Raw genomic sequence first — 9,321 nt, forward strand, 5'->3', positions numbered from 1 at the left:
CTTCCTGCCAGTGACTTTATTATTACTTATACAGCTAATGCTAATGAAGTAAGTATTCAACCTATAGATAACAAAGGCGATCCGTTAGGGCAGCCTTCACTTGCTGATATATCGACAGGTGTTATTGATTCATCGACTATAACCACCGGCGAATCATTTGGTCTTCAAGTAAATGTATCTGGGGCAGGTGTTGAGGGTGATCAGTTTCAAATAAAGCTTAATTCAGATGCCGCTTCAAGTATTACACTTGCAACAGGGCGCGCAGAAGATTTAGCACTAGCATCGCCAATCCGTACTGCTAACGATTTAAATAATATAGGTACCGCTACTATTTCAGCGGGAGAAGTAACAAGTGTTACCTCCGGTGGATTTACTTCAACACCAAGCTTAACAAACGGTGAAATAACGCTTGTTAAAACAGGTAATGCTAACGAATATCAAATTACAGATAATAGCGGAACGAATACTTTTACTATTACTCCTCCTGCAAAAGGAATGTTATCGCAAGCCGGTGCTCCATTTGATACCTACGGATTCGATTTTGATATAGAAGGTACACCAGCAACAGGCGATACCTTTACACTTGAGTTTAACGAAGGCGGCTTTGACGATAACCGTAATGGTTTAAAATTAGCTGATTTACAAAATGGTGAGTTAGTCCGTTTAAATGTAGAAACAACAGCAACGGCCGACAACCATAAAACGTTCAACCAAGCTTATTCAGGATTAGTGAGTGATATAGGTGTTGTAACTGGCCAAGCAATCACAAGTGGGGCTGCATTTGACGCTCTAGCACAGCAATCTGAGGCATGGTACGAGTCTTTATCTGGTGTGAACCTTGATGAAGAGGCTGCAAATTTACTGCGTTTTCAGCAATCATACTCAGCATCAGCACAAGTTTTAGCAGCAGCTCAAGAAATTTTTGACACCTTATTAAATGCGGCGAGGTAATTATGCGTTTATCAAATAATTTAATGTACCAAAACAACATAAATAAAATACTCGACAACCAACAAGGTGTTGCAAATGCTCAAGAGCGAGTAACAACAGGTGAAAAGTATTTAACCACCTCAGAAGCGCCAGCTGCTATTTCGCAAGCTATGCTGTATTCAAATAAAATACAAACTAATGAGCAATACACTAAAAATATCGACCAGCTTAGTAATAGATTAAATAGTGAGGAAACTATATTAGAAAGTATTAACTATGCTATACAAAAAGCACAAACATTAACAATTCAAGCAGGTAACGGAGCATTAAGTAAGTCTGATTTAAGTTCTATAGCTTCAGAATTAGAAGGGATACAAAGTAGTATACTTGACCTAATGAATACCCGTTTAGAAGATGGGAAATTTATATTTTCAGGTTACCAAGACAATACGCAACCATATCAGTTTGACTCAGTTGCAGAAGAATACACTTATAATGGCGACCAAGGTCAGCACCAAATAACTATAGCTGAAGGTGTATCAATTAAATCAAGCGATAACGGCTTTGATACGTTTGAAAAGGTTGATGCGCGGTTAAACGTAAAATCTAACACGGCAAGTGTTTCAGGCTCTATTACAGCGGCAAGTGTATATGTTGACGGCCAAGCTGAGTTTGATAAATTTCATCAAGAAAATTACAACGCAGACCCAGCAGCTTCGGCAACAGCAAATACATATAGTGTATTAGTAAGCCCAGGTGCTACAGCAACAGATCCACAAACCTACGAAATATACCGAGACGGCGCAGCACTAACCCCCGCAGTAACTGGCGAAGTTAACGATGATACAATTGAATACGCAGGTATGACGATTGAATTAGAAGGCAGTGCGCCTGGACAGCTAGATATTAGCCTTGAAAAACCAGGCAAAGAAAATGTACTTAATACATTACAAGCACTTATTGCAGGCCTTAACGATGGCACACTTGAAGGTGAAGACTTTCAACAAGTACTTGCTGATGGAGTTGTACAACTGCAGAATGCAGGTGAACAAGTTGTATTTACCCAAGCAAATTTAGGCGGGCGGCTAAATGTAGTCGATAGAATTACAGCTTCAAACTTGTCGATTGACATACAAAATAAAAGTAATCGCTCTAACTTAGTAGAAGTTGATATGGTTGAAGCAATTAGCGAATTGACTAAGCAAGAAACTGCATTGCAAGCATCGCAGGCAACTTTTGGGCGTTTATCCAACCTTTCATTATTTGATTATTTGTAAATTCCGTTATTAGAGTTATTAGCTTACTAAAAGGTAATAACTTGCCTCCTCGCATATAGAAATAAGTGAAAGTGAGCGGCAAAAATATGTCACTTACTAATAACTCCCTTATAAAAATATGTTAATTCAAATTCATTCTACTGCCTGTCCGGATATATCAATTAAAAACAGTTACTTAAGTTTTTTTGTTAGTTGGCATGACTCATGCATTTAAATTAACAAAGATAAACTACAAATAGTGGTTCCTGCTTAAAGCATATAGAACCGCACCTTAACACTAGGAGATGGTAAAATGGCCTTAACAGTAAACTCAAATATTGCTTCGATAAACTCTCAAAGAAATCTAGCAAACTCAACGAATGACCTTAGTACTTCGTTTGAAAGACTATCATCGGGTTTGCGTGTAAACAGCGCAAAAGATGATGCCGCTGGTTTGCAGATTGGTTCTCGTTTAACTACTCAGGTAAATGGCTTAAATCAGGCTGCTAGAAATGCAAACGACGGTATATCAATATCACAAACGGCTGAAGGAGCTTTAGATGAAACAACAAGTATGTTGCAACGTATGCGTGTTTTATCAATTCAATCAGCTAACGGTTCTAATAGCGATGATGATAGAGCTGCGCTGCAAAAAGAGTTCCTCCAATTAAAAGAAGAAATAGACAGAATAGCTGAGACAACGACATTTGGTGGAGTAAACGTTCTAAATGGTGAATACTCTGCTGAGTTTCAGGTTGGCGCAGATGCAAATCAAACTATTTCAGTTTCAATTGCTACAAGTATGGGGGCTACAGGACTGGGAGTTATAACACATACTATTTCGACAGCTGCCGGAGCACAAATAGCGATTGATAGTATAGATGACGCATTAAAAATTGTTAATGATGTTAGGGCTGATTTAGGTGCCAAACAAAATCGTTTTAGTTCTACAATTCGAAATTTAAGTAATGTTGCAGAGAACGTATCGGCTTCTAGATCGCGCATTATGGATGCCGATTTTGCTGCGGAAAGTGCTAGCTTGGCTCGAAATCAAGTATTGCAACAAGCATCAAGTACTATACTTGCTCAGGCAAATCAGCAGCCTCAGATTGCATTATCATTATTACAGTAACCATTGTCTTCTAATTAAAGCTAGGTTTTACCTAGCTTTAAAGCTTTAGAAGATAAAAATAAAAAATAAAGCTAAAAAACATTAAAGTAAATAAATCTAGCGCCGATAACTTAATTGAATCAGGAATCACAGAGCAAAATACGTTTAACGTTAAGCTTGATTCCCATCTAGTTAAATTATTAGGAGGCTATCATGGCTTTAAGCGTAAATACAAATGTAATGTCATTAAACTCACAACGTAACTTATCAAACTCTACAAACGATTTATCTACGTCATTCCAGCGTCTATCTTCTGGTTTACGTGTAAACAGCTCTGCTGATGATGCAGCTGGTTTACAAATAGGTTCTCGCTTAGAGTCTCAAATGAAAGGGTTAGACCAAGCGGCGCGTAATGCAAATGATGGTATTTCAATAGCTCAAACTGCTGAGGGAGCGTTAGATGAAACAACAAATATGTTACAACGTATGCGTGTATTGTCTATCCAATCAGCTAACGGCTCTAATAGCGCTGATGATAGAGCCTCTCTTCAAAAAGAGTTTACTCAATTAAATGAAGAAATCACTCGAGTTGCAAGTACTACAACATTTGCAGGTGTTAAAGTGTTAGATGGTAGTTATGGGGTTGAATTTCAAGTTGGAGCTGATGCAAGCCAAACTATTTCAGTTGCAATTGCTACAAGTATGGGAGCAAACGGATTAGGTACTGATACTTTGAGTATAGGTAATGCGTCTACTTCACAGCTTGCTATAGATGGTATAGACGCAGCTCTGAAAACGGTTAATGATGTACGAGCTGATCTAGGTGCAAAACAAAACCGTTTTAGCTCAACGATTCGCAATTTGTCTAATGTATCTGAAAATGTTGCAGCTTCACGATCTCGCATTATGGATGCTGATTTTGCAGCGGAAAGTGCCAGTCTTGCTCGAAACCAAGTTTTACAGCAGGCATCAAGCTCTATGTTAGCGCAAGCTAACCAACAACCACAGATTGCTTTGTCTCTTTTATAAAAAAAGCTTATTTAAGAAAAGCTTTGTATACTGGAGACATCTGGTAGACAAAGCTTTTTTTTTGGGAGAAATTAAATGGAGTCAAATAGCGCTGATTTAAACAAACAGAACTTAAATATCAATTTAACTCCTGTTTTAAGTGAAGGGCGGCAACTCACTTTAAATACCAGTGATGAAAAAGTAGAGCAAGAGGTTCAAGTTAGTTCTGGTGAACTTATTTCGTTACAAAGTTTGCAGGAGTCAGTTTTAAAAATAGAATCACTATCTCAACTTCAATCTAAACAGTTTAAGTTTAACATTCATGAAGAATCTAAAAAATCATTTGTTGTAGTGACCGATTCTGAAACAAATGAAATTATACGTCAAATACCAAGTGAAGAAGTGCTGGAGCTAGCAAGCAAAATAGACAAATTACAGGAAGAAATTTTTGGAACTTCGCTAGGTTTACTTTTTGACCAAGAAATTTAGGGGCTAAATTATGGCTAGTATTACATCTGCAGGGGTAGGTTCAGGTTTAGATCTTGAGTCTATAATTGAAGTAACTATTCAAGCTGAAAGCGCAGTTAAGACAAACCAACTCAACGCTCGTGAAATAAATTACACAACAGAGCTATCAGGTGTTGGAACTTTTAAAGCGGCCCTCGATACATTTAATGATGCACTTGCTAAACTTGGCGATGATGAAACGTACAATTCTAGGCTTGTATCATTTGGTAATGGTTTAGAGGAGTCAGAGCAAGCATTTGAAGTAGAAGTAGGCAGCTCTATGCAATCTGGAGACTTTTCTGTCGAAGTGTTGCAATTAGCAAAGGGCTCTAAATTACAATCTGTAGCATTAGGTGCTTCCAATAGCACTATTGGCACTGGCAATTTAACGTTTAATGCAGGTGGTTCTGAATTTACAGTAAATATAGAAAGCGCAGATACCCTCGAAGATATAAGAAATAAAATAAATAAAGAAAGTGAAAACTTTGGTGTTAGTGCGAATATAGTAAATAGTGACTCTGGCGCAGTTTTAACATTTAGCTCTTCCATTTCAGGTGACGGTAATACACTTACAGTTACATCAGATGATGATTCACTTGCTGCCATAGCAACGAGTTCTCCTAGTGGCAGTTCAGGCATGGTTATTCAACAACAATCACAGGACGCAAAGGCATTAATTAACGACCAGACTGTAAGTAGCTCCACTAATGAATTAAGTGATAAAATACAAGGTACTACAATAACTCTTAAATCAGTAACTACTCAACCCCAAGAGTTTAGTGTTTCTGTAGATGAAGGAGTTGTAAAAGAGGGTTTGCAAGAGTTTGTTGATGCTTATAATGTTCTTAAAGGGCAGTTAGATACGGTGTCAAATGCTTCATCTGGGTCTTTAGCATCAGACAGTACTGTTAGAACTGTGGAACAACAATTGCAAAGAATGTTTACTAATGATCTAGGTGGTACTACAGAGATACAGTCATTATTAGAAATAGGTATTAACTTTAACCGTGAAGGTGAGATGGAAATATCATCATTAGGTATTGGCACATTACAAAGTGGTGAAGAGTTACTAAATAGTACGATCTCTGATAGGTATAGCTCATTACAAAGTTTTTTTAGCAGTGATGATGGTCTAGTAAATAAGGTCGATAGCTTAATTGAACTTTACACCGGTAGTGGTGGATCTTTATTAAAAAGAGAAGAAAGCCTTAATGTGTCTTTAGAAAAAGTTGAAACAGACAGAGAAACTTTGAGTGAAAGACTTATAAACCTTGAAGCATCACTACGAAGCCAGTATGCGTCTTTAGATAGCATAATTGCACAATACCAAACTTCTAGCTCTTATATATCAAGTATATTAACAAGTGTATCAAGTGATAATTAATAGGAATAATATGAACTTACGTGTAAACACCTATAAAAAAGCTCAAAAAGAACTTTCTCTTTCAGAAGCCAATCCTCATCAAGTTATTCAAATTTTGATGAGAGAGTTTTTAACTCAAGTATATCAGGCTAAAGTTTTTATTCAGCGTTCAGATATTGAGTCTAGAAATAATAGTATTAAAAAAGCAATTGGTATTATAGGTGGATTAAAAGGAGGATTAAATTTAAAGCAAGGTGGTGATATAGCTGATAACTTAAATGCTCTTTATGATTATTTAGTTATTAGATTATCAGAAGCGAATACACAAAATTCGATAGATATTTTAGATGAAATAAAGGAGCTGTTTTCGCCCATAAAAGAAGCTTGGGATGGTATTACAGAGGAAGACAAACAAAAAGGTTTTGCACTTTTAGAGCAAAGTGGTTTGTAAGTGGATAAGTCTCTCAATTATAAGGCGATGCAGCTTAGTGAGTGCCTAAAAAACTTACTTAAAGAAGAGTGCTCTATGATAAAGGCTGAAGACTATAGCGGTTTAGCAGAGGTTATCAAACAGAAAAACAACTTGTTAGCCGAATTACTTGAGCTATCCAGTAGTCTCGAACCAGAAAGTAAGGCGTTTGTCAGTAAGTTTATAGTGCAGTTCCAAGCAGAAACTCAAAAGCATTATGACTTGTTAGGTGATGAAAAAGTAAGGCTGCATATGTTACTTATCTCAATGCAAAAAAAGAAAAAACAGCTAAAAGCTTACTCAATAGTTAAGGAAGCGAGTAATTATGAATGACCTAACATTGGCTATAAATGAAAAGTTAGAAGAACTTGAGCGCTATCAATCATTTTTACAGACACAGATTGAAAATAGAAAAAAATACGAGGCTAAATTAAAAGATTTTATAAGACCTGATTTTGATTTAGAAAAAATGTTTCAATCTAATATGTTAGCTTTTGAGTCTATTTATCCTGATATTTACAATACTTTTTTAAATTATCAGCTCTCCCGCTTTGAGTTGCATATGGAAGACGGGAAAGTTAATGTTTATGACACTAAAGAAAAAGTAAACCTATATAAACATGATATTTATCAAGATTCATATGTACAGTATTTAAGCTTTCAAGAAAACCCAGTTGTGCTAACAAATAAGTTTTCTGTCCGCGAAAAAATCAGTGATGGATTTATTCATAGTCATTTTTTAAATGAGCTTGCTATTAATTTAAAACAGCAGAGCGAGCAAAAGAAAAGTAATCGATTACCTAAGGTTTTGCCAACTTTAATGCTAATGGGAATAGGTTGCGGTTATCATATTCACTCTATTTTAAGTGACCATATAGTGAAAAAGCTATATATTTATGAGCCTCATATTGATCTTCTTTATTTAAGCTTGTTTTTAACCGATTGGTCGCACATTTTTGAGCAGCTTAATGTAAATAACACTGAATTACATTTTAGCGTTGGTGAGTTTGATACTGAACTGGGTATTAGTAAAGAAGTGGAATCGGTGTTTCAGCGATTTGGTCGCTTTTTCTCAGGATATAGCTTTTTATATAAACATTATCATGATGACTATCTCGACCGTGTTACTAAGCAACTTTCACAGCAATTTGTTGGTAATATTTTAGGGTTTGGTTTTTATGATGATGCTATCCTCAGTATTGAAAACTTCTCAAAAAACTTTGACGTGCCTTTTCTTAGGCCTGATAGCTTAGAGAAGTTAAAAGATATACCTGTCTTCTTAATTGCTAATGGTCCATCATTAGATAAAGACATACAATGGCTGATTGAGCATCAAGATAACGCAATTATTATAAGTTGTGGCACGGCACTCAGTGCTTTGCATCAATATGGATTAAAGCCAGACTTCCATTGTGAGATGGAGCGCTGCCAAGTAACACATGATGTATTAGCTTCTTTTTACGATAAAGAGTTTTTTAGTGATATTACCCTTTTAGCTTTAAATACTGTTTTACCTTCTGTGTTTGCTATGTTTGAAAATAAAGTCCAAGGCGTAAAATGGGGGGAAGCAAGTAGCAAGCTTTTTGTTCAAGGTCTAGGGCTTCAAGTAAAACCTGCATTATTGGTGAATTGTAATCCAACAGTGAGTAATTGTGCGCTGGCTTTTTGTGAAAAAATAGGTTTTACCGATATTACCTTATTTGGTGTTGATATGGGTTATAAATCTGAGCAACATCACTCCAAAAACAGTGTGTATTATAAGGGCGACCAAGACTCTGGCTTATATAAACACAAAGCAAAATATAAACTAAAAGGTAATTTTGATCCTGATACTTTCGTAGAAACAGATGAGATATTTAAGTACTCTCACTCTGTACTTGAAAGAACATTAGCGAAAAATTCGCATTTAAAGGTAAAAAATTGCAGTGATGGAGCCTATGTTGAAGGTGCAAAGCCAACTCAGACCGACTCATTAGTTAGTACTCCAATAGAAAATAAAGCAGCACTGGTTTCACATATAGCTGACGCGATTAAAAGCTCAGAAACTTATACTAATGATGCTTTTGCTGCGATCCACAATGATGTACCGTTGTTTTTAGATTTATGTAATTTATTTATTGAGCAACTGTCAAGCCAACCGGCTTCTATTAATGCAGTGTTAGAGGTACTAGATGAGCAGCTTCATAGGCTTACAAGCTTTCATAATACCACTATCAGTTACTTTGATGAGTTGTTACGCGGCACACTTTTACACACTCACTCAATGTTAATAAATTCTTTGTATAGCGACCAGGATGAACAGTTAGCAATAAATAACTATTACACTAGTGCGCAAATAGTTTGCAACTACCTTGAAGCTATAAAAGAAAATTATACTGCTAAGTTTAGTTAGCGCCACTTTAAGAGTTTAGTTTTGTAAAGTTGGTTACAGTTTTTGGGGTTTGCACCCAAAGTGCGACTCTTAATTAGTGGTTTAAATAAAAATTTAAACTCAGGTTATGCAAATATTGAACTCTGTATTTAATTAAAAAACTAAAGTGCATTTAACCTAGTGTCTACCATTTGTAATTTACTTTGGTAGGCGAAGTAATCTTTACCTACAGATAATTAATATATTAATCGAAAAGTGTCTGTTTTTTGGCAGTTTATGTCAAAAAACTGCCGCTATCACTTGCAT

Annotated in this window: 9 protein-coding genes; all 9 read left to right on the top strand. The window is 36.1% G+C overall.

The window, feature by feature from the left end; translation table 11 throughout:
• Positions 1-951, top strand: a 951-nt coding sequence (locus tag L652_RS0105520) for a flagellar basal body rod C-terminal domain-containing protein (protein ID WP_024603355.1), incomplete at its 5' end; no start/stop codon positions are given.
• 2 nt (positions 952-953) lie between these two features.
• A complete protein-coding gene (gene flgL, locus L652_RS0105525) occupies positions 954-2,207 on the top strand; it encodes a flagellar hook-associated protein FlgL (protein ID WP_024594798.1) in 1,254 nt (417 codons plus the stop codon).
• A gap of 292 nt (positions 2,208-2,499) precedes the next feature.
• Positions 2,500-3,318 (top strand): flagellin, encoded by an 819-nt coding sequence (locus tag L652_RS0105530; protein ID WP_024594799.1) that lies wholly within the window; start codon positions 2,500-2,502, stop codon positions 3,316-3,318.
• Between the two features lie 192 nt (positions 3,319-3,510).
• Entirely contained in the window at positions 3,511-4,326 is an 816-nt protein-coding gene (locus L652_RS0105535; RefSeq protein ID WP_024594800.1) for a flagellin, read from the top strand.
• Positions 4,327-4,401: 75 nt separating this feature from the next.
• Positions 4,402-4,794: a flagellar protein FlaG gene (locus tag L652_RS0105540; RefSeq protein ID WP_024594801.1), complete on the top strand. Its 393-nt coding sequence runs from the start codon at positions 4,402-4,404 to the stop codon at positions 4,792-4,794.
• A 10-nt stretch (positions 4,795-4,804) separates the two neighbouring features.
• Entirely contained in the window at positions 4,805-6,196 is a 1,392-nt protein-coding gene (gene fliD, locus L652_RS0105545) for a flagellar filament capping protein FliD (protein WP_024603356.1), read from the top strand.
• Between the two features lie 10 nt (positions 6,197-6,206).
• A complete protein-coding gene (gene fliS / locus L652_RS0105550; RefSeq protein ID WP_024589955.1) occupies positions 6,207-6,626 on the top strand; it encodes a flagellar export chaperone FliS in 420 nt (139 codons plus the stop codon).
• 75 nt (positions 6,627-6,701) lie between these two features.
• Positions 6,702-6,977, top strand: coding sequence for a hypothetical protein (locus L652_RS0105555; RefSeq protein ID WP_139015383.1), 276 nt, complete (start codon positions 6,702-6,704; stop codon positions 6,975-6,977).
• Entirely contained in the window at positions 6,970-9,036 is a 2,067-nt protein-coding gene (locus L652_RS0105560; protein ID WP_024595314.1) for a 6-hydroxymethylpterin diphosphokinase MptE-like protein, read from the top strand. The genes L652_RS0105555 and L652_RS0105560 overlap by 8 nt, the downstream gene beginning before the upstream one ends.
• The last annotated feature ends 285 nt before the right edge of the window (positions 9,037-9,321 follow it).

Origin of the sequence: Pseudoalteromonas sp. TB25, assembly GCF_000497995.1 — a bacterium.
Lineage (GTDB): Bacteria > Pseudomonadota > Gammaproteobacteria > Enterobacterales > Alteromonadaceae > Pseudoalteromonas > Pseudoalteromonas distincta.

What these genes read in the sequence shown, in the direction of transcription:
- flgL (WP_024594798.1), top strand. Translation starts at nt 954, where the DNA reads ATGCGTTTATCAAATAATTTAATGTACCAAAACAACATAAATAAAATA.
- L652_RS0105530 (WP_024594799.1), top strand. Translation starts at nt 2,500, where the DNA reads ATGGCCTTAACAGTAAACTCAAATATTGCTTCGATAAACTCTCAAAGA.
- L652_RS0105535 (WP_024594800.1), top strand. Translation starts at nt 3,511, where the DNA reads ATGGCTTTAAGCGTAAATACAAATGTAATGTCATTAAACTCACAACGT.
- L652_RS0105540 (WP_024594801.1), top strand. Translation starts at nt 4,402, where the DNA reads ATGGAGTCAAATAGCGCTGATTTAAACAAACAGAACTTAAATATCAAT.
- fliD (WP_024603356.1), top strand. Translation starts at nt 4,805, where the DNA reads ATGGCTAGTATTACATCTGCAGGGGTAGGTTCAGGTTTAGATCTTGAG.
- fliS (WP_024589955.1), top strand. Translation starts at nt 6,207, where the DNA reads ATGAACTTACGTGTAAACACCTATAAAAAAGCTCAAAAAGAACTTTCT.
- L652_RS0105555 (WP_139015383.1), top strand. Translation starts at nt 6,702, where the DNA reads ATGATAAAGGCTGAAGACTATAGCGGTTTAGCAGAGGTTATCAAACAG.
- L652_RS0105560 (WP_024595314.1), top strand. Translation starts at nt 6,970, where the DNA reads ATGAATGACCTAACATTGGCTATAAATGAAAAGTTAGAAGAACTTGAG.